Below are 25,421 nucleotides of genomic sequence, written 5' to 3'. Positions count from 1 at the left end.
TCAGCTTTAAACGACTGATTCATTTAACTTTTATCAACCAATTAAAAACTATTATATTTTCAGATAATCCATTAACACTCTAAAATCAACAAAAAAATACAATTAAAATATGCACGTTATATTACGACCTAACAAATTAAAAACTTGCCATAAAAATAAAAATGATCTAAAAAAATCAATAAATTGCAGTTAAATGGAACGTGGATATAAGTTGGTATGGCACCAAATTTACTCGAACAAGATTTTGCAACAACAGAACCGAGCATAAATGTACAATCACTGACTGGCTCTAGTTCGACTCCGGTAGTCGGCACCATTTATTTTGCGAGCATCGTATAATGGCTATTACCTCAGCCTTCCAAGCTAACGCCATCCTTGATTGTAAAAATATCAACTACTCAAATTAGACCAAATGATGTAGAAAATCACTTCTAATCTGAGTAGACAAATAACCGATTCCTCAACAGAATGGAGGTTCTGGTTTATACACTTGAAGCTCACTAAAATACAATATTATAAAGACCAGATAGAGAAATGCTCGGTATTGTCGTGCAACAAATTTCCAAATCAAGCTGCAGTATACATATGCACGAGCTGACCACGCTATTTCGGACGATAAAAAATGAACAAGCATTATATGAAACACGGCTCAAATTCTATTCCTATTACCAACATTAATTCTACTCATGACCAACTAATTTCTAGTTTTGACAAGGCACCTTTAGGCAGCTCTGTTGGTGATTGCTTAGGCTGCCAAATACATACCCTTTCCGGGTATGGTGGATGTACATCTCATCAAGAGGGTCAGAACAAAAAGACCACCTTCCTTCGTCTCCTAACGGTTGTTAAAGGAGACAACATTCGTTGGCACAATGGAAAAGATGAACCCAAGCAATTACAGAAAGGAAAAAGTGTACTCATTTTTTCAGAAAACACATTTAACGATGTCTTTATCAGCGAAAAAGAAAGCTATATAGAAATTGCCGATATTCGATTTGATTGTAATTATCTTAGCCCTATTTATCAGCAAATGAGCGCAAAATTCCAAGAAAGTGGCATCAATCCACAAACCGATAATATACCTTTAGTATTTAATACAATCATTGAGATCCAGCAGTTCATCAATCAATTACAGACAGAACTGACGAACAAAGAATCAGGCGTCACCGACAATCTGCTTGCCGTCTTACAGGCCTATCACTGTTTGTCGAAAATACTAGACCAGCTTGAGATGATTAAGAGCAATAAGACAGACCATGAATATTCATGTTTATCTAGCCGCACACTCAACAAAGTACGCAAAGCCCATACTTTGATAACATCTAAGCCGGGGGAAAACTGGTCTATTAAAGAGATCTGCAAAGAAGTCGGTACTAATGAAACGAGTTTTAAACGTGGCTTTAAATTGCTGTTTGACAATACATTCTCTAAAGCTTTGCAACAAGCCCGCATGGAAGTTGCTGCCAAAGAGCTGTTATATACTGATAAACCTATCATCGACATTGTATACAACATCGGTTATTCCAGCCCTTCGTATTTCAGTAAGCTATTTAAACAATACTCTGGAGAAAAGCCTCTTCAATATCGTCGACAGCGTCAGTAATTGTACTTTCGTCAGTATGTAGTGTTCAAAAAGAACTTATTGTAATGAAAGCGTCCACCTAATCATTTATATGAAATAAACTTAATAATCAAACCGATAAATTTAACTGTTGAATATATTATTTTTATGGATTCCTCACACCCTTAAGTGGTAATGTGCATCATTATCATTTACGTTATGATTGTTATTTAACTATGGCCTACTATACAGTCCCCTTTAATTTGGAACTAATGGAAGAATCCATTCAAACCAATGAGAATATACTGTTTAAGCATAACGACTGTGAGTTCTCATTACGTTGTTGTGCGCTTAACGAAGAAGTGGTTCTAAGCCTATTTATGGGGCGGTTCTATGCCCCTGTCCAACTCGATACTCCAGATAAAACTGAGTACGATACGGTTACTGTCATGCTCAATTTAGGCAGCGCTGTTTATTATCAAATTGATAGCCTCAAAGCACCCAGAATTTTTCCAAGTAACGCGATAGCATTGTGCTACTCAGACACCAGAGCTGGACTCTGTCGTTATCAACCTCAGTCAACAAAACTTTTTGCCTTACAAGTTCCAAGACGAGTTCTACTTGAGTATATCGATGTCATGCAAATTGGCTTACTCACCAAAAGAAAACTAGAGCAGCGAGAGCCATTTTTGATAATGAAATCGGCAAGCTCTCAATTTCATCGTATCGCTGAAAAGTTGTCCGAACCTAATACAAAATCCAACGCTAGCATACATCGCCACCTCGCATATTCATTCATCAGTGATGCTGCACGCTACCTGCTACAAGAGGAAGTCACCCTCCCCCAACGCATGGACAGTAGCAAAGGCTTAGAGAAAGCAATTGAGATCTTGGATAAAGAGTTTGTGCTACCGCCAACTATTACTCAATTGGCTCGCAGAATTGGTACAAATGAAACCTCTTTAAAGCAGTGGTTTCGTAAAGAGTTTAACACCACCATCCACCAATATATTCTTCAACAAAGAATGTCTAAAGCTGTAAGGCTTCTTTCTCTAGGGAAAAACCCAATTTCCCACATTGCCTTAGAAGTTGGGTATGCCAATCATGGGCATTTTGCTGCAGCCTTTAAAAAAGAGTTCGGATGCACACCGTCTTCGTATTCAAATAAAAGTAATACACAGCGCATCGCTCTAAGTTACTAGTAGAGTGAATCCCCTTCATTAAGTTTCTACTCTAGCTAGAAAAAGCAGAACTGTTCATATCGTCTAGTGCTGAAAAATTAACATCAGGGAGCTCTTTTCAAATAAAAGTCACCTTTCCAAGGTGACTGTTGCTTTATCGCAAATATCCATCATCAAAAAGTCTATTCGTGTTTTTTTTTCACCTTATTGAGTTAGCGAGTAGAAGCGGAAATTTGCAATATATAGTCATAAAGCTAAACCTCAAGGAAAAAGAAGATGTACAAGAAATGTTTCAAGCTGTCTCCAATCGCATTATGCGTTGCTATTACTACGCTAAGTTACAACACGTTTGCTCAAGATAATGTTCAAGATGTCATTATTGTCGAAGCAACAAAGCAAGGTACACCTATAGGTAGAGTTAACAACTCAGTTATTGTTAAAACAGGCGATGAGCTTGAAAAAGCGGGCATACATGAAGTCAAAGACCTTGAAAAAGCGTTCCCAGGCTTAGTCATTCAAACTCGTGGTAACCGCACATATGCCAATACAACGATTAGGGGTATCAGTTCTCCGGATTATCACTCACCGACAATTGGCATCTATGTTGATGGGGTCTTACAGGACGCTGCTTTCCTTACACAGCAGCTGTTAAATGTTGAACGCGTTGAATTGCTAAGAGGCCCGCAAGGAACTTTATATGGGGGCAATGCGCAAGGCGGCATCATTAACATTGTTACTAAGAAAGCGACAAATCAGCCGAAAGCCTCTGCGGGTGTCACATACAGTAACCAAAGCCAACAACTTGATGCTTCCACCGCTATCGCACTCAGCGACGTAATATACGCTGACGTAGTGATTCGTTCTCTAAAGGGTGAGGGGAACATTACGCACGTGCCGAGCAACACTAAGAAAGCCAACGAAACTAAAGAAATTAGCGGAATGGCGCGTTTGCACTATATACCCGATGATTCTCCTCTTAACGCGACCTTATCTTTTTCAGCTGATGATCTCGACAGCCATGAGGAATGGTATCTGACTAAAGCTGAATTTGACAAAAAAGAGACAAACCAAGACATACCTGAGCTTAAACGTAATGTGAATACGGTATCACTAAATGTTGGATATGACTTCGGAAGCGCCCAACTAACCAGTATCACAGCCTACCAAGACAGAGATGTAGATCGTACCTTTATCGGTGGCACGTGGGTAGAAGACCAAAATACATTCAGTCAAGAGCTGCGAGTTAACACACATTTCAACGATGCTCTGACAGCCCTTTTTGGAGGTTATTTTGAAAATCGCCAATTTGACGTAAACTCAGGTTCACAAAACAAAATTTCGACGGATACTTACGCATTGTTCGGGCAGTCAACGTATGCAATGACAAACACAGTAGACCTGACCTTTGGCCTCCGCGCTTCTCGAATGTCGACTAACTCAGACTACGCAGGAAATGCAGCATGGGGCATTTCAGCGTATGATCAAAGCAAATCTGAAAATATAATATCACCCAAGGCTGCTATCGGCTGGCAAGCCAATGAGCACTCTCGACTGTATGCATCTTTGACTAGTGGCTATCGCCCAAGTGGCTTCAGTGCTGCACCACGTAGTAACAGCGATAAAGATGGATTTGATGCCGAGAAATCACTCAATTGGGAATTAGGCTGGCGTACAACTCTGTTAGATAATAGTGTGGACCTAAGCGGGGCACTATATTTAATTGAAACCAAAGACGTCCAGCTCTATACCGGTGCACCTGGAAGCCAAAAACTGAGTAATCATGGCGATGCTAAAAGCCTAGGTTTAGAACTAGAGCTAGCTTTCTATCCAACGGATGACCTAACGCTGAATCTTGCTGGTACATCAGGAAGATCTACATTTGAATCTGGTAATGGTGGACTAGAAGGAAATCGTTTACCTTACGCTCCTGACACAACGGCTACCGTTGGTGTAGAGTATTTCTTACCCCAATCATTAGTCGAAGGCGAGATCTCGCTGGTATCCAACGCTCGCTACACATCTAAAATGTATTTCAATGAAAGCAACACCCTATCACAAGAAGGTTACGCGCTAGTGGATGTCGCGATCGTTTATGACTTCAACGATCACCTGTCTTTCCGACTCTTTAGCAATAACATTACCGATAAAGAATACAAAACCTATTCATTTGCGATGGCAGGTACTTCACTTAGCAACTACGGTACTGGACGAGAAGTAGGACTAAACGCAAAGATGGAGTGGTAACTAGATGACCTTCCCGACTCGCCTTACTTCTGGTTTAAAATTATCTTCGCTGCTCTCTATTATGGCAGGCGTCTACACGACTCAAAGTTTGATTGGCATGTTTACTCTGCAGGGGATGCCTGCTGTATTAAAGTCGCAAGACGTTTCTACATCACAAATAGGGCTTTTTTATCTTGCGATACTTCCTTGGGCACTGAAATTTCTTTGGTCGCCATACTTGGAAAAAATAAGAAAGAAAGGTGATACCTTGAAGAATCACGGGTATCTAGTCCTATTCGCTCAGGTAGCGATCTTAGTCATCCTAGGGATACTTGCTTTTACTCAAGCTTTGCATCAGCTGTCGCTTTTATTCCTATGTGTTTTCGCGCTCGCGATGTTTTCTACTATTGCAGATATGAGCACTGATGGATTGGCTGTAGATCAACTGCCTCGTTCTAAGAGAAGAATCGGAAATGTAATGCAAGTCGGGGGGGCATACCTTGGCGCCATCTTTGGTGGTGGCCTGTTTATCTATTTAACAGGCGCAGTAGATTGGCAGGTTGCTCTGTTCGCTCTAATGGGCTTGGTTATCATAATGTCGCTTCCAACACTCCAGTTATTTAGCCGGACAACATCACAACCAACTATAAAGGACGTTTCAACCCCATCTCTTAAAAGTGCATTTTCAAGCTCTAAAGTAAGGCGTGGGCTCTTCCTAATTATGTTATGCCAAATTGGTACTCGCGGCGTATTGTCTATGATGATGCCTTTTCTCTACGAAAAAGGGATTAACTTAGAAAATCTGGGGCTGCTTGTCGCTGGCGGTGGTGCACTTACAGGTTTCATTGGTGTTGCTTTGAGTGGTTGGGCAATAAAGCACATCAATGCGATAAAGATGCTCACTATTTGCTTAGCAGTAGAAGCCATCCTATATACTGGTTTCTTCTTATATTCTGCCAGTTTAGTCAACATCCCTTACATGTTAGAGGTGCTTTTCATCCTTAATGCAGTTATATCAGCAGCCAAGTTCTTAGCACTGTACACACTGATGATGGAATGGTCATACGGTTCGCAAGCTGGCATCGATTATTCCTTGTTTCAATCTATGGATATGATCGTGACCATTATTATGGCAGTACTGTGTGGTTGGCTAATATCTTATTTAGGTTACTCAGCTCACTACTCTCTTGCCATTATCGCTACGTGTTTTGCTGCTTATCAGATAACACGCTTTTCCGACTTAGCATCCCGCAATACGTTTAGTGAAGGCACACTAAATACACAAAAAAACTAATAGATAAACTCCAAAGGCTTACTCTATGCTGGTTCGCAATGAACCAGCATAGAGATATAGATCGGCCTAACAGAACTAAGAGCGTTTAAGCCACTTGGCCTGCCTGCCACAACTGACGATAATCAGGTTGCGTTGCAACCAACTCATCATGCTCACCAGAATCAATTATTTGCCCTTTTTCCATCACGTAGATTCTATCAGCACTTTTGATGGTTTCTAGCCGGTGAGCCACTGAAATTACTGTTTTCCCCTTTGATAGCTTCTCGATCGAATTTAATACCTGAGCTTGAGTATTGGTGTCCAATGCCGAGGTAATCTCATCCAAAAGAAGTACCGGAGCGTCGTGTAATAATGCTCTCGCGATTGAAAGCCTTTGACGCTCTCCACCAGAAAGTTGGTTACCATTTTCACCAATTAGCGTATCGAATCCTTCAGGTAGTCTTGTTACCAAGGCGGTCAAGCCTGCTGACTCAATCACTTCAAAGAGCATGTCATCATCTGCGCTTGGCTTCGCTAATAATAAGTTGTCTCGTAAACTACCACCGAGCAGCTGCACATCCTGAGTAACGTAAGAGATATGACGATACCAGTGCCTGGTACCGACCTCTTCAATCGTTTTATTACCTAATGATATAGATCCCGAATTAGGAATATGGAAAGCAGCAATTAAGTCGAGCAACGTTGATTTCCCAGCCCCACTCTTGCCAACCAGAGCAATATGTTCGCCTTCAGCAACTTTTAAGTTTATCCCCTTGAGTACAGGAGTCCCTTCTAGAGTAAGATCGACATCAGATAAGCAAACGTCAAATGAGTGAGGCTCAACACCTTCTTCTTTCTGTTGTGGTAACTGAGAAAGAAGTTGTAAGCGGCTAGCGGCTTTAAGCATATATCTAAGCAATGCAGCATATACCGTCATTCGAGCCAATGGACGAATACAAGCGATGGTTGCTGCCGTAACAACTAAAAACTGAGGAAGGGAAAGCGTTCCTTGATCAATAAACCACACAGACAGAGCAATATTTAGCACCAATACAAACTCAAAGACTAAAGTCGCCATAAGCACCCCCGTGCCACCAGCCCATTCAAGCCCTAACCCCTCATGTCTCTGCTGTTCAATCTTGTCGCACAATGGTTTTGCCAATTTGTTACTTTGCGCGAATCCACGCAGCATGGGTAGGCAATCTATGTACTCAAGAAGTTGGTTGGCACTGTCTATATTCGCGTGGTGATAGTGTTCTGCTTTTTGACTAAATGTTTTCTCAGACATCACTAAAACACCCAAAGCCAACAGAAACATCCCCAGCATAGCCAATGCAATCAGAGGCTGGACCCACAAAAGAATTATCACCATAGCAATAGGTATGACCCAAGCGGCAACGAACTCAACAATCATGTGGCTAAATATGTCTTCAAATTGCTTCAAATCTGTTGTGATGAGTTTCATCTTTTCACCGAGCCCCTTACCTTTAAGGGTAGCAAGTGGCTGGCGACGAATATCAGTTAAAAGTTGACTGCGTAGGTGGTGAGTTATTTTATAGGCTCCCAAAAAACTCTTTCTGGCACTTTTCCCCAAAACAAACTGAACGGCAATGACAGCCAAAGCCACAAGTGCCATATAGGCGAATGGCAGTACGTTTAATGACAATATAAAGGAGAACAACATTAGCCATATTATTAATGGAATAGACTCTGTTGCTATTTTTCCAACTAAGCCAAGCCAGAACTGACCGGTTTTTGCTCCACTATGATTAATTAACTGTTTAACGTTATACAAGGGACACCTCATGAATAGAACCAGAGCGGACATTAAAATGCGCATCAACGTGTTTAACTTGTTGATAACGATGGCTGATAATCAATTGGATTTGATTCGGAGAATATTCTCGCAGTGCGGCCAAGGCTTTTTGTTCATTCAATTGGTCTAGATGTGCTGTTGCTTCATCCAAGATAAGGATCGGCGTTTTAGCTAATGCAGCCCTGATAATAGCGAGACGTTGCATCTCTCCACCACTAAACAGTCGATTCGTTTCTCCAATATCACTACTCAGTTTACTAGGTAAATCGCTGACCAATTGCTTTAAGCCAAAGGCATCTAACAAGTGCCAGATTTCTTCATCTTTAACATCACGTTTAGATAATAGGAGGTTTTCTTTCAATGTTCCGGTGAAGAATTTTACATGTTGGTCGACTGCTGCAATATACCGACTTCGACTTTCGTCATCGAAATCATGAACAAAGTCGTCGTTAATTTTCCATCCACCAGCATCAGAACTGAGCGCCCCAGATAAAGTAGATAAAAGCGTGCTTTTACCTGAACCCGACTCACCTTCAATTAGCACTCTTTGTCCCGGTGTAATATTGAGGTTTACATTCTCGAATACAGTGTAGTTGCCACGACTAACAGCCATATTTTCGCAAGAAAGAACTTGTAGAGGCTTCTCATACATCACACTGATGCCATCATTGGATGAACAAAGCGGTAATATTCTATCGATAGAAACGGTCGATTGCTGAATCTGAGAAAATACTTGAGTCAAATCCAACCACGGCTTAAGAAGCCCAGCGCTGATACAGACAACCATCACTAGGTCTACAAGAGAAAGCTGCCCTACCTCAACGAGTAGTATTGCTACAGGTACAACCAAAGTCAGTGAAATTTGAGCCAATGTAACAAAGGTAACCCAAGCTCCCACCATTTGTTTGGTATAAGTCGTGACGATTTTATCATGTGAACGCATCGTTCTGCTTAACTCCAAATAAGAGTTAGCATCGACGGCAAATAATTTCATTACCCCAATACTACGCAGAAATTCCAATTGAGCCTGATGCATGTTTGAAACAATTTTGGTGTATTTTTCCTGACGATCAGCAAAGCCTCGCATCATCAGAAACTGGGCAGTGAGGGCTAAAGGAAGAGGTACCAACGCGATAATTGCTAACCACCAATCTATATAAAAAAGGAACGAAGTCATAATAACAGGCATAAGCAAACCATTAATAATATCAGTTCCATGGTGTGCAATAAGTGGTTCTAAGCTCTGACAATCATCCGTAATACGCTTTTCAATATCACCTCTTTTAAGACCACGTAGCTTATCAATTTTCATATGGGCCAAAGCCATCACCAAATGCTGACGGACCTTTTGAATAATGTGATAAGCCGCTAAATGAGCGTACCAGATAGCCACCGTATAAAGTGCATAACGCACTATTAAGGCTATAGCCATCGTAGCTAAATACATATAAGGGGAACTTCCCTCATAGATTGCATTGAGAGAAAAATATAAACATAGCCAAGGGATAATTTCCACAAAACTACAAAGTATGGCACTACAAATAGATACCCATACCCTGCGCTTCTCGCTAGACAGCATTACTTTGAAAGCAGCCAAGCGATTCATATCTTTTGTAAGTAACATGCAGACTCCTAATGAAAATAGGAATCATTCTTGCTACATTCGGAGTAGTTAACTAACAGGATCGGCAATTAATTTAACACTATAGGGTATTAATATTGTTATGAAACATTCAGGGAGTCATATACCCAAGCCGCTCATTGAGCGGCTTGTTTATGTCGGTTAATTAAGAATGCATTAAACAAACTAAAGCATCATGACTTGTGCAACCAAAAGAATAGAGCCAAACACAAGTAAGAAGCCAACGATAGGAAGTACGAATTTAACCCACTTGTTAAATGGAATATCGAGCATCTGCAGGGTAACTAAAACTAATCCTGTAGGTGCTAAAAATAGCATTGAGTATTGCCCCCAGTTATAGGCTGATACCACAATATCACGAGGTATCATCACGGTATCTGCGAGTGGTGCCATGATTGGCATCGCTAATACAGCAAGGCCAGATGAAGATGGAACAACTAACCCAAGGAAGAAAAAGACAATCATTTGAGAAACAGCAAATACACTGCCATGCATGCCTGATACAAGACCAGATGCATAGGCTAATATTGTGTCTGAAACCATTCCTTGCTCAAGAACAATATTTACACCACGCGCCATTCCAATGATTAATGATACTGCGACTAACTCAGACGCCCCTTGGGTAAAAGCTTCAACAGCTTCTTTTTCTTTTAGGCCTGAAATGAAGATTATTATTATAGCGATAGTTAAGAAAGATGCCGCCATCTGCGGAAACCACCATCCCCCCATAGAAACGCCCCATATCATTACTGGGAATGCGATTGCAAATAAAGCGAGAATCACTTTACGGCGTGTAGTGAAAGGCACATTACCTGAGAGGTTGTCGCTTTTTAAAAATCGCGCTTTAAATGATTCTCGGTCTTCATAAGTATAAGAAAATGAAGGATCAGCTTTAATTTTTTGACAGTACCAATACAAATAACCGATAACCACAGTAGTTCCAACGACTAGCCCAAAGGCCCTAACACCCAACCCTTCAGTAAAAGATATGCCAGCCGCATTAGATGCGATAACAACAGAAAATGGGTTGATGGTTGAAAAAGCTGTACCAATGGATGCTGCAAGGAATATTGCGCCTACGCAAACAATAGAGTCAAACCCTAGCGCTAGAAAAATAGGAACAAGAATCGGGTAAAACGCGACAGCTTCTTCTTCCAAACCACAAGTGGTTCCACCCAATGCCATAACGATACAAACTAAAGCAACAAATAGGAATTCTCGTCCTTTCGTTTTTTCAGATAAACTTATTAAACCAGCATCAAATGCCCCTGTTTTATTTATTACTCCAATCATGCCACCCAATATCAAAATAAAAACAATAATGTCTGCACCTTCAATTGTGCCTTCAACTATTGAAACAGCAACATCCAACAATCCTTTCGGCGCTTGTTCAACTTGTTGATAAGTATCTGGTATTGCTATTGGCTTTCGTATTACACCGTTAACGAACTGTTCAATATCAATATTGATATTAAGCTTTTTCAACTCATCTTGAGTTGCTGCTACTGTTGTTACATTCCCTGATGGGCTAGCTATCTGTAACGTATTATCATTTTCGCTATACGCTAATTTTGAATATGATCCAGCAGGAACAATCCATGTAAGACCAATGGCAACTAACATAATTACAAACAAGATTGTGAATGCGGTTGGGAATTGAAATGTTCTCTTTGACTCTTTAATAATATCCATTTTATAACCACTACGTTATTTACATATAAGAAAACTACCTACTTATTACCCACAAAGTATTATGTAACCAAATGTAAAAACGCTATACCTATCACAAAAAAACAAATGCAATAAGTTGGATATTGAAAAATAGAGAAACACTCACTGTAACAAGACGAACACAGTGAAGAACCCTATGAATAATTAAGCTCTAGAGGAGGTTATGGTAAGACAGCCACTGTACTAAAGGGAATTGAGTACCAATCAATAAACATCTTTGGGATATAATTTTTTATGTATTTACGTGTTGCTTATTAATTTTGAGCCAAAACGATTCTTGGCAATGGTTTATAAATGTCTTTCTTTTAGGCTGTACTAACGTATTCCCTAATTCTGAAATCACTTCGTACGAAATCCAGCACTCTGGGCACGCCTGTTCATTGGCTTCAAAAAGCTCAGACTCAATGCAATGTTTTATTATCACGCCATTTGAAAATGTAAATAACGACTCTGTACAGTCAACCTCGATACCTTGATCTTTATAAGATGTATCAACCGACTCATGGCTAACGAGTTTTAATTCGGTAGTTTCACCTTTTGTGGCGGTAATGTAAGTGTAAAGATCGTTCATACTGTGTATCTCTTTTATGACAAATGCTAACGATTAATCGGTATTATGGACTCTTGTACACTAAACCCTTCCCTCTCGATTTCAATGTTATAAGACATAATTCCAATCTCTTCATTCCTTTCATAACAAGGGTTGGCGTGATCAAAGCCATAGCACGTAGCAGGACAAACAATTTGGCTTGTCCCCTCTTTTAGCGGCACCTTGAAGAAAGAGTGTGCATGCCCACTAATAACGGAAAGAGTATGATGATGTATCGCTCTTACTACTGCAGCTTTGTTTTCTATTCCAATTTGAGTGAACCACTCTGTACCCACATCAACCACGGGATGATGTACAACAACGATTGAGGCTGTTTTTCGTGACCATTTCTTCAGCAAACTAAGATCTTTGTTTGAAACACGACCCGATCCAAGCGGCATATTGGTTAAAGGCTTTTGACTTGAATCGACAAAGATCAGCCGGCAACCAATCGCCAGTTTTACCGTTTTCTTAACCATAATACGACTGCTCTTAAATACAGCCTTCATCATTTCAAAGTCATCGTGATTACCAGCAATGGCATATATTTCACGGATCGATACATGAGCCTCTATGATTTCTCTAAAATGCTCATAAACGTCTACCGAAGGGTTACAAACCAAGTCGCCAGTTAGCAGTAAAATAGCACCATCGCCATTGCGCTCTATGTGCTGTAAAGCACGGACTAGATTGGCGCTAGCCTCGGTATTACCAGCTTGAAGGTGACAATCACTTACTTGGTATATTTTCATTTCACTCAATCATCAGCGTTATTATATATTTAATCAATTTGTATGACAAAGGATCTACAGCAAAGTGTAACAGTAAACCAATGATTAAAAAGAAAATAGTAGATTTACTTTTATCTAATTACCGTAAACAACAATGCACTAAAGACTCAAAATCGCCATCTATTACAAATAAAGTCTCCTACTGTATATATTACTTGCCTCTACCGCTCGACATCTTCAAGGTAAACTCTGTATAATCCGTGACCCTAATCACACTAATACGCACCTTACTTTCGCAGTACTTATCCTGAGCTCGTTTATTCATAAACAGTAAGTCAGATAATTAACCTGTTAGTAAACAGCTAGGACACTCTTTTGATCTCGACCGCAAATATCACAATGCAATTTGGCCCTGAGCCATTATTTGAAAACATTTCTGCCAAATTTGGTAACGGCAACCGCTACGGTTTAATCGGCGCTAACGGTTGTGGTAAATCCACATTGATGAAAATTCTCAGCGGTGAATTAGCACCGACTTCTGGCAATGTATCAATTACTCCAGGCCAGAAAGTTGGCACACTAAGCCAAGATCAATTTGCGTTCGAAGAATACAGTGTTATCGACACCGTGATTATGGGTGACGCTAAGCTTTGGGAAATAAAGCAAGAACGTGAACGCATTTATTCGCTGCCAGAAATGAGCGAAGAAGATGGTATGAAAGTGGGTGAGCTTGAAAGTGAATTCGCAGAGATGGACGGCTACAGTGCTGAAAGCCGTGCGGGTGATATTTTACTAGAAGCTGGTATTGAAGAAGAATTCCACTTCGGTTCAATGCAGCAAATTGCCCCTGGTCGTAAGTTGCGTGTGCTACTTGCACAATCATTATTTTCTAACCCTGATATCTTGTTACTGGATGAACCAACCAACAACTTGGATATTCACACCATTAACTGGTTAGGTGGTGAACTTAACAAGCGTAAGTGCACCATGATCATCATCTCGCACGACAGACACTTCTTAAACACTGTCTGTACGCATATGGCAGACATTGATTACGGCGAACTGCGTATTTACCCTGGTAACTATGAATATTTCATGGAAGCTGCGGCACTAATCCAAGAGCAATTACTTGCGGGTAATGCGAAGAAAAGTGCTGAAATGGTAGAGTTACAAGACTTCGTTAACCGCTTTGGCGCTAACGCATCTAAAGCAAAACAAGCTAGCTCACGCGCGAAGAAATTAGACAAGATCAAACTTGATGACGTTAAATCATCAAGCCGCATGACACCATCGTTAAAATTCCAAGATGGTAAAAAAATGCACCGCCAAGCATTAGTCCTTGAAGATGTTGGTCACGGTTTTGATGGCGAAATGTTATTTGAAGGTGGCGACCTTATTCTTGAAGCTGGCGCTAAACTCGCCGTTATCGGTGAAAATGGCGTAGGTAAATCAACGTTTTTACGCTGTTTAGTGAATAAGCTACAACCAAATGAAGGTGTGATTAAGTGGTCTGAAAATGCTTCTGTTGGTTACTGCCCACAAGATAGCTCTGCATATTTCGATAACGATCTTAACCTGTTTGATTGGATTTCTCAGTACCGTACTGAGAAGCACAATGATCTTATGATTCGCGGTATGTTAGGTCGCCTTCTGTTTACTGAAGATGACGCAAACAAAAAAGCACGCAGTTGTTCTGGTGGTGAAAAGAACCGTTTGTTATTTGGTATGCTAATGCTGATGGACATTAACGTGTTAATCATGGATGAACCAACTAACCACATGGATATGGAAGCGATTGAAGCATTAAACAACGCATTAAAAGTGTACCAAGGTACGCTTATTTTCGTTAGCCACGACCGTGAATTCGTTTCATCACTGGCTACACGCATTATCGACATTAAAGATAATAAAATGATTAACTTCCAAGGTACGTTCAACGAGTACCAATCAAATAAAGCATAATCAGACACAAAAAAGTCGCATAGTGTAATACAATAAATAAAGCTGATCGCATAGTAACTCGTCAGAGTTCAATATGAGGTCAGCTTTTTTATGATTTATACATACCTAGGCAATAATATGACGCTTCCAATACTGTATTCTTTACGACGATGCCCTTATGCGATGCGAGCAAGAATAGGAATACTATTGGCAAAGCAGCCTGTTATGTTACGCGATATTGTGATGAAGAATATTCCTGCCGAGATGATTGCAGTGTCACCTAAAGCAACAGTCCCGGTGTTAGTGCTTGCCGATTCAACCGTCATTGATGAAAGTATTGATATCATGCTTTGGGCATTGCAACAAAGCGATCCGAGTAATCTACTTGTTAAAGAAAGTACTGATGCTCTGCCTACCATGCTTAACCTTATTCACCGTAACGACAATGAGTTTGTCGAATCGTTAGAAAAATATAAAGTTGCCGCGCGTTATCATGATATAGCAGAAGTGTTTTATCGCAACCAGTGCGAGATTTTCATTACTGATCTTGAAGGACGCTTAACGAGCAGTGAGTATTTGATGAGTGATAAACCTTGTTTAGCTGATTACGCACTTTTACCTTTTGTACGTCAATTTTCCCGTGTTGATCGAAAGTGGTATCTACACTCCCCCTATACAAACATTCAACGCTGGTTAAATACACATTATCAAAACCCACTATTTTCTAAAGCAATGAAGAAATACCCCCAATGGCTAGATAACCATGAATCCGTTTTAATTGGTGTAGATGAAACTAAGAAAGCTATATGAGAACTAACAAGCCTTAACCTCTTCTTTCTGCTAGAACAAACAGCGTGTGATGTACGCTTTATTACACTGTAAATATTCAATATCTGCTATATACGCTAAATGATGACCATCTTGAAGGTTGGCAATAAATGTCTCATTACCTTTGGTAGCTTCATCACGCATATAATCTAGCAATGTTTGTATTCTAACTATCATCGTATCGACTAAATGTTCACGGCTTTCACTTGATAGACCATAAGAATCACAAAATTGCTTTGCACGTCTCGATTGTTCTGCAATATCACCTAATGAATCATAGGTATTCGTTTTAAAGGGTGCCCAACAATAAACAGCATAAGCGACATCCCAAACTCTTGGCGCAGGATGTGCGGTGTCAAAATCAAAGATACCAACAACACGACAACCATTTAATGCCACATTATATGGCGCATAATCGCCATGACAGATAACCTCTTGAGGCTCTCTTATAGGTAAAAGCCACTTCAAATCACTGCATTGTTCACGTTGAACAAAAGATACAGTGGCATCGTGGTACTGACACAACAACGCAGCTGCTGAACAAAGTGCTTCAGTTGTCGCAATAGCACCAACTAGCGGGTAGTTATAAACATCTCCCGCGATATATGAGAGAATTTCATTGCCCTTGTTATCAAAACCAAATGCTTCTGGTGCTGAATAAAACTGCTCAGCTTTAAGGTGTGTAAATAAATGATGAATCGATTGAGACCAAAAACCACAAGGTCGATAAACCTTATCACCAGAACGTTTAATTTGCCCTTCTCGACCGCCTTCAAGCTCTTCCATGCTGTACCTTATTAATGTCAATTTTCGGCTAACTAAATCTTTATAGACAATTGGTCATTACGTAGTAATCACAATAATCATCAGATCCTTGAGACGCAATAACAAAGCCTTTTGACGTATAGAATTTTAGCGCCATGTCATTTTTGTTCATGCATTTCAACGTTAGCGGTTTGTCGCTTAAATTTTTGGCGGTTTCTAACAATTGTGTACCCACACCTATTCCATTGGCATGATCTGACACATAAAGGTGATGGATGAAATTGTCAGGCTCCCACACAGAGATAAACCCTAAAACATCATCACCCTCAAGTGCTACGTGAATACGCTCTGCTTCTGTATCTTGGTCAAAATCTAATAACTGATATGTACTGGTTTCTAGCCAAGTAAAAGTGGATTTTCTTGATTCGAGATAGATGCTTCGCAAAGCATTTCGGTATTTATCAGAAAATGTTTTAATTTCCATATGCTTCCTTCAATGTCTAATAGCATTCTTGATAAGTCATAAAAAGAACACCGCTCAGACTTACATCAACCATCCTGTACGAAACGATACACCGACTAATACAAACAAAATTGAGAGAACAGTCACTGGAATGATATGTAACGCCATATCAACGAGGTTTTCTTCTGATAATTTAGGTATCACTCGAAATCTCGCATCTAGCGCAAACATTACAGTCAGCGCGAGTAAACTTAATTTTGCGACGATTCCATGAGCCAACGGGTTAGAAAAATCAAACCACAACGACACATCAGGCACTAAGTGATACGCTAGCATTAGCCCACTAATTACCTGAATAATGAGTGCTGGCATACCTATTTTTTCATATGCCTCTTCAAATTTGAGTAACTCTTGAGGCGAGCGATTTTTTAAAACGCTCGGTAAAATAACGCAGGACAAAACAATATGTCCGCCTGTCCAAACAGTGGCAGACAGGATATGAATTGCCAGTAGAAAACCATACATTATTGATACTTCCTTTTATGTGCTAACAACCTTTATTTAACGATCTTAATCTTGCATTTTTTCACAGCACCGTATCTGATGCATAACTAAACGACACACAATAGCAACCGACTTAAGACTCATGCTTATGTTCGCACCATTAAACATGTATAATTAATATATCATTTGATTAAGATACATTAAACCTAAAACGTTCAAACACTGTTTGTTTATCAAAGGGTAAGGATGTTGAACAAATGAGCGTTGTAAGGCTAGCCAAGCAAGAACAAAATTGACGAGTGTAGCGTGAGATAAAATGTAGCCTTAGAATACTAGAACCATTATTAGCTCATAGGCATTTACTGGTAAAATTGAATATTCAATTACCACTTTTGCGGAGTTGCCACCACAGTAACTCACTTTATAATACTCACTTCAACTTTTAGAGAAATCACCGTTAGTATGAGCAAGAAACCCGACAGAATTACCGCTATGCAACAAATCATTGATGCCGTCAAAAAGGAGTTTCCATTATATGACTCCGATACTTTTGTGTGCGGCGTTGATAATAGCTGTATCGGATGCCCTAAAAAACTCATGGAACTTGTAGATACAGACCTCACCTATTGGCAATACGCTATAGACCGAGGTATATCCCCTAGTTTTGATGAGCTATATAGCTTTGGAAAACTCTGCAAAAACGTGCGGCGCGGCTTAGTTCGCAACAACAGAATCAAAGCTTAGTGATAAACGCTCTATCAACGGTTATGCGGCATTGTATGCTACAGCTGTAATCCAACTGCTCAAATTCTTACTATAGCGAGTTATAAAATCTATTTGAATTTTAAAGTCATTTATTCTTTCTAAATCGTAGCCACCACCGACATAAAGTTGGCTTGTTGATGGTTTTACTTTTGAATGAATAAGAATGTCACTCGCATGGCTGTAACTATTGTAGAAGTTTTTAGCGACTTTTAGGAAGGTAGCTCCCTCTTCGTTTAAGCCTAGCACTTCTTTGTTTTTTATTACTAGATTTAATGCTTTATCTGCTCGTGCATTTGATGTTTTTTTCTTAAACTCATCATAGAAATTAAATACATGTTTGCCATTAGCGATCTGAATTTGAACATCTTTCTTTAACAACGTTGCCATACACAATGATTCATAAGAGATTCGCATTGAATTCCCTGCTGGTGCAATATGTCCGGTAGACAATAGCTGAACGGCTGTAACTGCAGATTCTACAGCTAAATAAAGATACCTCGACACAAGGTTTGCTCGATGTGAATCCTCTTTTGCACAGTCTGAATCATCAAGAAGAGAAAATGCTTCTGAAAAGGTATTAGATAAATGACCTAACTCAACTCTGAAGTCATCAGTAAACTGATTTCTTGCTTTTGTATCATCTTTCGTTAATAACTCAAATATTTCGGAACTTTTCAACGTCCCCTCCCAGCCACTTAGGTACTTGTAGCCGATATTTTCAAAGACCATATCATTATTAACAACAACACTTTATGATTTACCTTCATAACTTTTAAAGAACAAGAGACGAAGATGAGTTGGATTGTTTTAACCTGTTTTGCCGCTTTTTGTCAGGCATGGCGAAATGCTTTTCAGAGTAAATTAAGCAAACAGTTAAATGTTATCGGTGTTACCCTCTCTCGCTTTCTTTTGGCTAGTCCATTGGCTTTGTTATATCTCTATGGCCTTTATCAATGGCAACCCACAGGCCTACCCAGCTTCTCTGCTAAATCTTGGGGCTTCATTATTAGTGCAGCTGTCATGCAAATTGTAGCAACAGCACTGATGGTTGTTCTATTTAAGCAAAAAAACTTTGCTGTTGGGGCTGGCTTAGCAAAATGTGAGGCACCTGTCGCAGCCTTTCTCGGCGTTTTATTTTTTGGTACAACATTAACTTACTGGGGCTGGCTTGGCGTTGCAGTTGGTGCTATCGCAGTATTAATTTTAAGCTCGCCAGATATGATTAGAAATATATCTATCAAAACCGTCGCTATTGGGCTTGCATGCAGTACTGCATTCGCCCTTACATCACTATGGATTAGAGAAGCCAGCCTGAGCTTATCGTTACCTTTCCCTCATAGTGCAGCATGGATTTTATTCTTAGTTATCTTTATTCAAACTCTAATACTGACTACGTACTTATTTATACGTGATAAAGAAACACTCAGGCAGATGTTTAAACAAAGAAAACTTGTAACAATGACCAGTATTGCCAGTTTCTTCGGTTCATTAGGCTGGTTCAGTGCTATGTCATTACAAACTGTTCCTTACGTGAAAACGTTAGGTCAGATTGAAATTTTCTTTATGATGCTCATCTCTGCCTTTTGGCTAAAAGAACAAACCCGTAGAAAAGACATCTTTGCATTATTACTTGTTGCGGTTGCTGCTACTTTGGTGATATTTCAATAGGAATATTATTATTACTAGATAAGTAAATGGTCAGATAATTGCGCAAAGAAATCGATAATAGCAAGGCAGCAGACGATGGCATCGCCCGACTGCCTTTACTTGTTTGCTAAAGTTTTACTTACTGCTTACAACGACAATATCAGCTTTGGTTGAACCAATAATTTCAAGTAGCTCTTGAGATTCCTTTGCCGGAACCTTATGCTTTGCTAGTACTTCCTTAAAAAGAACAACCATGCGATCCCACTCCGGTTCAGTGATATTCAAATTCGCATGTGCTTCTTTCATCCCTTTTCCTTGATACTCGCAAGGGCCACCAGTCGCATTACACACCATAGACGTTACACGATATTTCAAATATGCTGCTGGCACATGTGCCCTTGTGGCTTGAACTGCTGGATTTTTATTAAGAAAAGTATCAGGCACTACGACGTCTATAAAGTCACTAACAACTACAGATATCGGCGCTAGCCCTCCCAAGCGGCTATATAGCGAAGATGGTTCTGATTTAGTATTGCTTTCGGCAGAAACTGAACCAATGACCAAAAACGATGTTAAAACAAAAATAAGCACTGCTTTTAGGTTATGCACACTCTTAATCATAACGATTTCCTCTGTGACCAAATTTATAACGGGTCAAAAAGATCATAGTTCACGTTATGGTTTATTTCAGCGCTTTCAATAAAAATAACGCTCAACTTCGAGGAGAAACCATCTAAATTTAAAGATAACAAATGCGAGTAATATCAAGCTATTAAATCAACATCAGTTTTAAATTAATAAATATCTAGAGGTGGTGTCCTTTATATATACCAATCACAACAAGTTGCGCCACATTGAACCAATCAAGCGCAAAAAAGCTGACATTCAAGATAATACTATAGAGGTAAACTACCGCAGCAATTGATTTAGATCATTTTAATAACAGGTGCCTAACGATATGTTAATGATTGATTAACGGTTGATTTGAGAGGTATTCGTATGAAATTAATACAAGACACTAGATGTTACACAGATGTTTGTGTAAATGGAAAATGGTTTCACCACGATCACTGTACTACTACTGCCTACATGCTAAAAGGTGGAGCTTCTTCCAATATTGAACTCGCTAAAATGCCAACAACAGAAAGCGAGCTAGTCGATCTATTAGCTGAAACCTTATGATGACTATAGTGCCGCAGATTGCGGCCTAGTTTTCCCATATTCATATCAATACTGCCCTATTCAACGACGCTGACACGACGTACACCCTCGACAAGCTGAACGAGAGTGAGGATCTAGACGGCTTCGCTGTACTTTGCAATAAGCACTTTTAAGTGCGCGACGGGCTGAAAACCAATCATCTGGCTTTTCAAGTAACAAATACCCATTAAAGCGTTTCACTAACACTGTACGGTATTCATCGATAAAGCGGCTATCAAAGCCTATATCAAAATACTCTAACGCTTGCTCTATTGAAGTAAAACTAGCGATAATTTGTTTAATATCAGTTTGGGTCATAATCTAAAATAATGGGAATATTTCCGTTAGTTTAGAAGAGCGGGAATATTCAATCATTGATATAAGACGTATTTCTCTCGGTTTTTATATGCAGATATTGAAACATAAAAGCTGAATTTAGCCTCCTCTATCTCACTTTTCTCAAAACAAAATAGAAGAGACAACATATAAGCTATGTTTAAGATTCTTTCGCCACTGGTGCAGTAACATCTGTAACTTCAGACAACGTATTCACTTGATTTTCCAGTTCTTTTGTTGTCTTCTGACTCATGAATTCTTTGTATAACGCTGCTTTATCAGTTGGATCAATCGCAGTGTTAGTTTCAACCATGTTATTGAACAACTTTTCACTTTCCATTTTTGGCATGGTTACCAATGCACACACCTGATCAATACCAGAAATTTTCACTAACGCGATCTGCTCTACTTGACTTTTTTGCAAAGACACGCTTGTGATCTGTTTCGCTATTTGTTCAAACGACGTACCTGTTGTAGATACACCTGCCGCTGAATCCATCTTCTGATATGTTTTTTCTAATACGTTAGCTTTCAAATCCATATTCTGAGCCAATGTATTACGCGTCAGTGATACCACATGATTACGGTCAACCGAGAAATTGCCTGAAGCTGTTACACAATTCGAAGCGGCAAAGCCATTTGCAGATGACGGATTAAACACCCACGCAGGCATTGCCTGTGAGCTATTTACTGATGGTATATTGGTCTCTGGCTGTTGAGTAACCTGAGCTGACTCTGTTGCACACCCAGTTAAAAGCACGGCTAGAACCGCAGCTGATAGTATTTTTTTATTCATTATGTGCCCTTATTAAATCATTGTATAAGTTTGATGCTGCTGATAACTCTGCATTACTTTATTTACTTTTTTCAGATAATTACGTGTTTCTTTATACGGCAAATTTGCAAGTAAATGCTGATAAACCTGCTCTGAGCTCATCGTATTGATCTTCTTTACGGCAGCTCTTACACTTCTTTCACCAAATGCTTTCGCAACATTGCCAGAACCGGTGTTGTAAGCCGCGATAATGGCATATGTCGCACTCTGTGGATTATCGATACCGCGTAAATAACGACTTTCCAATATTTTTAGATAAGCCGTTCCCGTTTCAATATTAATTTTCGGGTTATAAAGCTCATTCTCTTTCATTGGCTTATCTTTACCACGGTAAAGTTTATTAACATCATGCCCTGCTGTAGTCGGCACAATTTGCATCAAACCATAAGCTGGCACATGTGATTTTGCTTTCGGGTTAAAGTGCGATTCAGTGTGCATAATCGCTAATACCAGTGGAGCAGGTAATTCACGTTTTTCACTTTCTGCATAAATATAAGGCATGTAATTCTGAGCGCGCTTTGATATAGCGGTACTTGGGATCTTGGTTTTATATTCAACAATCTGTGCAGAAGAACGCTGGAACTTCACTTCAGATTGACTAAAGTTTTGCTCAAGTTTAGCCAATCGTTTCGCTTCATTTGCCTTCATGATCTGCTTTTGATCTTCTAGCAATTTCGCTTTTTGTTTTTCAGCTAACAATTGCTGTGAGTCTTGATCAACATATATATCAAGTTGACTCATCTGCCGATCTGTCTGCGCTTTTATTTCTTGCTTAACCTTAGCCAGCTCTTTTTGATCTAACTCTATATCTTTAACTTCAACCTGTTGCGGGGTCGCCTTTACAGGTTCGGTAATGCCGACATCTTGCCAAAGTTGGTTATTTTTTTCTATTACTTGATTAATGATTACCAATTCAGCAGCTGTTTGCTGTGATGTTTTTGAGGTCGCTGTCTCTGATTGCGGCAGTTTATAATTAATTGTAATTTCGCCGTTTTCGAGATCAATAACCGTGCGCGATGCATTCTTCGTATCGTAAACAACAATCACATCTTGCGAATCGGTTTTGGCATCTCCCCAATCATTTAAAGCGTCTTCCTTTTGCTTATCCCACTCTTGCAAATAAGCCATTTGCCACTGATTAAATTCTTTAATATGGTTGGCATACCACTGAGTAAACTCTTCTGTGTGGTCGGCCGTTAATTGCCCTACTTCTTGATCCAATTCAGCAAAAGGATCATTAGCATGAACATTACCCATTAAAAAAACATTGATAGCGACAGCCAATACACCATGTCTAAATTTCATAAATAGGGATTTCCTTATTGAGAAGCACTAGAAATATGACGATAAATCACCAGCAGAATCTTGTTCTTGCTCTGCTATCATTTCTTCAAGTTGTATTAAGAGTTGTTGGCACGCAGAACTTTGGCACTGTTTAGCAATTGATATACTCTGTGATAGATCAATATCTTGCTGCCATTGCGCTAGCCACAATTTGATGCTGTCATTCTTCACCGCTGCGACATCAACATAATGCTCGAAATATGCTTGTGCTTTCTTTATGTCTTGTTGACTGAGTAGCAACGTCACTAATCCCGCCCCATCCATTGCGATGGCAGGCTGTTTCATTACGTAAGGTAGCATTTGTTTTAGTGCATCATATTGCTTGGTCGTGTAGTACGCGACGGCATAGCTTAATGCCGTTGTTTTCAAGTTCGTTACTTTCCCACTATCGGTAAGTGTGGCAGAACAAGTGGCAGAGGTACGGCTTACATCAGAATAGCGAATATCTGCTAATTCATACTTCAAGTTGGTAAGAGGCCAGCTAGAAAAACGTTCGTTTATCACACCTTTTACAATCAACTCATCTTCGTATTCTGCTCGTAACGGTAAACCCAACCCCTTTCTGCAGAGGGATTTTATCTGGTTTGTTGATAATTCCGAGGTTCTTACGGCATCTACCGTATAATTCGATGAATGCCCTTGTACCGTATAGGTGGTACCGGCAAACTCCCAAATTACCGCCTCATTAGCCATTGTTGGCAGGCTAAATGCGCCTGCCAACAATAATGCTCTGTAATTACAGATCATTGACATTGCTTACCTGCCCAGATGGGCCTTGAGTATTGCTACCACTATCAGTCAAGCCACCCGTAGTGCCTATTTTGTGGCCTGTACCCGCTGTTTTACCTTCACGTACCCGTTGCTTATTTTCTGCTGCTGCTTTTGTTGCTACAGCCTCCATTGATGGTGAGTATATGGCAACAGCTAACATCCAATCGCCATCGCTGGTCTTGAACGTTTTAACCGACACACCCGGTGGTACTTTACCTGCCGCAATCGTTCTATAAGAATCAGTTTGCTTGAACTGATTAATGAACTCATGCTGTTCTTCACCAAGCACTTGGACTTGTTTTGGATCTAACGTATCTGGGTGGAAATCAAACTGCTTATTGCCTTCACTTTGCATTTCATCAGAGCTACCTTCCCAATACACTTTATCACCTTGCATCGTGGCAATAAGCGCATTGCGAGCTTTGGTTTGAGATTGTGATTTTGCCGCTGATAACAATTTTCGCTGAACGTTCTTATTTTTATTATGGCGAATAATTGATGAACCAAAGCCCATCACGTAAGACTCACCACTATCAGGATTGGTAATCACTTTTGCGCCAACAGGTGGCATAATACCCGCCTGAAGATCATCAATAATTTGCTTAAAGATCACATTAGGTGCCGTTGTTTGCGTTAAGGCACCCACTTGACGTTTTGTTAGCTCACGTGTTTTAGGTGTAGAAATCAAGCTAACACGAACAAACTGCTCTGTTGGATCATCGAATACATCAAAAGTCACATAACCAGCAATTGCACCATCTACCGACTCTGAACAGCTCTCAGCCATCTTGCTTGCAGTATTTGCGGTACTTTCAATACCAGAATCAATCGTTCTCATTGATTCATCCACCATGGTGTCACACTTATTTTTCATTCCTTCCAAGTTCTCTACTAGCTGCTTTTTCGCAATCTGTAGAGCTTTAACATAGGCTTGACGCTTAGATAAGAGTGATGCGTTACGGTTTTCATAAACATTGTAACTACCCGAACCCGTCGAAAGAATACCGACACCTGAGCTTACCGCAATCATTTTTACGCCATCACCCTCGTCTTCCATCAAGCTTTGATGAGCGACCAAGACTGCCGCTTTCGGGTCATCTGCAATAATAAGACCGTCGACTTCTTTTACAGCTGTTGTATCAACAGCTTGAGATTCTTCCGCTGAGGCGGTTGCAGGAACTAGATCATTAAGATCAAAATCAACGTCTGCATGAGCAGCACTAAAGGTTGTCGCTAGCACTAGTGCCAACAATGTTTTCTTAAACATGGTAAATC

At 39.9% G+C, this 25,421-nt stretch carries 24 protein-coding genes; 9 read left to right on the top strand and 15 right to left on the bottom strand.

The genetic code is table 11. From position 1 onward, the window contains the following. Positions 1 to 622: 622 nt before the first annotated feature. The 4 genes from C9J12_RS05420 to C9J12_RS05405 all read left to right on the top strand — a co-directional run bounded on the left by C9J12_RS05420 (position 623) and on the right by C9J12_RS05405 (position 6,259). On the top strand, positions 623 to 1,603 hold the full coding sequence (locus C9J12_RS05420; RefSeq protein ID WP_107241790.1) for a helix-turn-helix domain-containing protein: 981 nt from the start codon (positions 623 to 625) through the stop codon (positions 1,601 to 1,603). Between the two features lie 194 nt (positions 1,604 to 1,797). Then, entirely contained in the window at positions 1,798 to 2,763 is a 966-nt protein-coding gene (locus C9J12_RS05415) for an AraC family transcriptional regulator (protein ID WP_107241789.1), read from the top strand. Between the two features lie 255 nt (positions 2,764 to 3,018). Beyond that, the gene (locus C9J12_RS05410) at positions 3,019 to 4,986 is read left to right on the top strand and encodes a TonB-dependent receptor (RefSeq protein WP_170111720.1); all 1,968 of its coding nucleotides are present in this window, start codon (positions 3,019 to 3,021) and stop codon (positions 4,984 to 4,986) included. 4 nt (positions 4,987 to 4,990) lie between these two features. Further along, positions 4,991 to 6,259, top strand: coding sequence for an MFS transporter (locus C9J12_RS05405; RefSeq protein WP_107241788.1), 1,269 nt, complete (start codon positions 4,991 to 4,993; stop codon positions 6,257 to 6,259). Positions 6,260 to 6,344: 85 nt separating this feature from the next. Here the strand turns inward: C9J12_RS05405 and C9J12_RS05400 are convergent, their stop codons facing one another. The 5 genes from C9J12_RS05400 to C9J12_RS05380 form a co-directional block, all read right to left on the bottom strand. Then, entirely contained in the window at positions 6,345 to 8,033 is a 1,689-nt protein-coding gene (locus C9J12_RS05400; protein WP_107241787.1) for an ABC transporter ATP-binding protein, read from the bottom strand. Continuing rightward, positions 8,026 to 9,678 carry an ATP-binding cassette domain-containing protein gene (locus tag C9J12_RS05395; RefSeq protein WP_107241786.1) on the bottom strand — a complete coding sequence of 551 codons (1,653 nt, stop codon included), beginning with the start codon at positions 9,676 to 9,678 and terminating at the stop codon, positions 8,026 to 8,028. Before C9J12_RS05395 ends, C9J12_RS05400 begins: the two co-directional genes overlap by 8 nt. 183 nt (positions 9,679 to 9,861) lie before the next feature. Next, complete coding sequence (locus C9J12_RS05390) at positions 9,862 to 11,388, bottom strand: YfcC family protein (RefSeq protein WP_107241785.1); 1,527 nt, start codon at positions 11,386 to 11,388, stop codon at positions 9,862 to 9,864. A 271-nt stretch (positions 11,389 to 11,659) separates the two neighbouring features. Next, positions 11,660 to 11,998 carry a hypothetical protein gene (locus C9J12_RS05385; RefSeq protein ID WP_107241784.1) on the bottom strand — a complete coding sequence of 113 codons (339 nt, stop codon included), beginning with the start codon at positions 11,996 to 11,998 and terminating at the stop codon, positions 11,660 to 11,662. Positions 11,999 to 12,024: 26 nt separating this feature from the next. Further along, positions 12,025 to 12,768, bottom strand: a complete 744-nt coding sequence (locus C9J12_RS05380) for a metallophosphoesterase family protein (protein ID WP_107241783.1) — start codon at positions 12,766 to 12,768, stop codon at positions 12,025 to 12,027. Between the two features lie 354 nt (positions 12,769 to 13,122). Between C9J12_RS05380 and C9J12_RS05375 the strand changes: the two genes are divergently transcribed. Further along, entirely contained in the window at positions 13,123 to 14,709 is a 1,587-nt protein-coding gene (locus tag C9J12_RS05375; protein WP_107241782.1) for an ABC-F family ATPase, read from the top strand. Positions 14,710 to 14,826: 117 nt separating this feature from the next. Continuing rightward, on the top strand, positions 14,827 to 15,498 hold the full coding sequence (locus tag C9J12_RS05370) for a glutathione S-transferase (RefSeq protein ID WP_107241781.1): 672 nt from the start codon (positions 14,827 to 14,829) through the stop codon (positions 15,496 to 15,498). Positions 15,499 to 15,528: 30 nt separating this feature from the next. Here C9J12_RS05370 and C9J12_RS05365 read toward each other — a convergent pair whose 3' ends face one another. Genes C9J12_RS05365 through C9J12_RS05355 form a run of 3 tightly spaced genes read right to left on the bottom strand, consistent with a single transcriptional unit; the run spans position 15,529 to position 17,269 of the window. After that, complete coding sequence (locus tag C9J12_RS05365; RefSeq protein WP_107241780.1) at positions 15,529 to 16,302, bottom strand: aminoglycoside phosphotransferase family protein; 774 nt, start codon at positions 16,300 to 16,302, stop codon at positions 15,529 to 15,531. Between the two features lie 40 nt (positions 16,303 to 16,342). Continuing rightward, the gene (locus tag C9J12_RS05360; protein WP_107241779.1) at positions 16,343 to 16,765 is read right to left on the bottom strand and encodes a GNAT family N-acetyltransferase; all 423 of its coding nucleotides are present in this window, start codon (positions 16,763 to 16,765) and stop codon (positions 16,343 to 16,345) included. 60 nt (positions 16,766 to 16,825) lie between these two features. Beyond that, positions 16,826 to 17,269 carry a CopD family protein gene (locus tag C9J12_RS05355; RefSeq protein WP_107241778.1) on the bottom strand — a complete coding sequence of 148 codons (444 nt, stop codon included), beginning with the start codon at positions 17,267 to 17,269 and terminating at the stop codon, positions 16,826 to 16,828. Between the two features lie 441 nt (positions 17,270 to 17,710). Here C9J12_RS05355 and C9J12_RS05350 point away from each other — a divergent pair, with 441 nt between their 5' ends. Continuing rightward, positions 17,711 to 17,992, top strand: coding sequence for a hypothetical protein (locus tag C9J12_RS05350; RefSeq protein WP_107241777.1), 282 nt, complete (start codon positions 17,711 to 17,713; stop codon positions 17,990 to 17,992). A gap of 21 nt (positions 17,993 to 18,013) precedes the next feature. On the opposite strand, the gene C9J12_RS05345 is transcribed toward C9J12_RS05350, so the two are convergent. Beyond that, positions 18,014 to 18,691, bottom strand: a complete 678-nt coding sequence (locus tag C9J12_RS05345) for a hypothetical protein (protein ID WP_227876284.1) — start codon at positions 18,689 to 18,691, stop codon at positions 18,014 to 18,016. Positions 18,692 to 18,805: 114 nt separating this feature from the next. Here C9J12_RS05345 and C9J12_RS05340 point away from each other — a divergent pair, with 114 nt between their 5' ends. After that, positions 18,806 to 19,681 carry a DMT family transporter gene (locus C9J12_RS05340; protein ID WP_107241775.1) on the top strand — a complete coding sequence of 292 codons (876 nt, stop codon included), beginning with the start codon at positions 18,806 to 18,808 and terminating at the stop codon, positions 19,679 to 19,681. 114 nt (positions 19,682 to 19,795) lie between these two features. Here the strand turns inward: C9J12_RS05340 and C9J12_RS05335 are convergent, their stop codons facing one another. After that, positions 19,796 to 20,281: a group I truncated hemoglobin gene (locus C9J12_RS05335; protein WP_107241774.1), complete on the bottom strand. Its 486-nt coding sequence runs from the start codon at positions 20,279 to 20,281 to the stop codon at positions 19,796 to 19,798. 378 nt (positions 20,282 to 20,659) lie between these two features. Between C9J12_RS05335 and C9J12_RS31040 the strand changes: the two genes are divergently transcribed. Continuing rightward, positions 20,660 to 20,842, top strand: coding sequence for a hypothetical protein (locus C9J12_RS31040; RefSeq protein ID WP_107241773.1), 183 nt, complete (start codon positions 20,660 to 20,662; stop codon positions 20,840 to 20,842). A 60-nt stretch (positions 20,843 to 20,902) separates the two neighbouring features. Here C9J12_RS31040 and C9J12_RS05325 read toward each other — a convergent pair whose 3' ends face one another. From C9J12_RS05325 to C9J12_RS05305, 5 genes are all read right to left on the bottom strand, one after another. After that, positions 20,903 to 21,178 (bottom strand): nitrogenase-stabilizing/protective protein NifW, encoded by a 276-nt coding sequence (locus C9J12_RS05325; RefSeq protein ID WP_107241772.1) that lies wholly within the window; start codon positions 21,176 to 21,178, stop codon positions 20,903 to 20,905. Positions 21,179 to 21,356: 178 nt separating this feature from the next. Then, positions 21,357 to 21,992 (bottom strand): hypothetical protein, encoded by a 636-nt coding sequence (locus C9J12_RS05320; RefSeq protein WP_107241771.1) that lies wholly within the window; start codon positions 21,990 to 21,992, stop codon positions 21,357 to 21,359. 12 nt (positions 21,993 to 22,004) lie between these two features. Next, entirely contained in the window at positions 22,005 to 23,336 is a 1,332-nt protein-coding gene (locus C9J12_RS05315) for a transglycosylase SLT domain-containing protein (RefSeq protein WP_107241770.1), read from the bottom strand. Between the two features lie 27 nt (positions 23,337 to 23,363). Beyond that, positions 23,364 to 24,122 carry a hypothetical protein gene (locus tag C9J12_RS05310; protein ID WP_107241925.1) on the bottom strand — a complete coding sequence of 253 codons (759 nt, stop codon included), beginning with the start codon at positions 24,120 to 24,122 and terminating at the stop codon, positions 23,364 to 23,366. Continuing rightward, positions 24,112 to 25,413 (bottom strand): hypothetical protein, encoded by a 1,302-nt coding sequence (locus tag C9J12_RS05305; RefSeq protein ID WP_107241769.1) that lies wholly within the window; start codon positions 25,411 to 25,413, stop codon positions 24,112 to 24,114. The genes C9J12_RS05310 and C9J12_RS05305 overlap by 11 nt, the downstream gene beginning before the upstream one ends. Positions 25,414 to 25,421 lie beyond the last annotated feature (8 nt).

The sequence above is a fragment of the Photobacterium frigidiphilum genome (assembly GCF_003025615.1).
In the GTDB taxonomy this organism is placed as follows: Bacteria; Pseudomonadota; Gammaproteobacteria; order Enterobacterales; family Vibrionaceae; genus Photobacterium; species Photobacterium frigidiphilum.
Note: the sequence above shows the minus strand (reverse complement) of the source record. Positions and strands in the feature narration are given on the sequence as shown.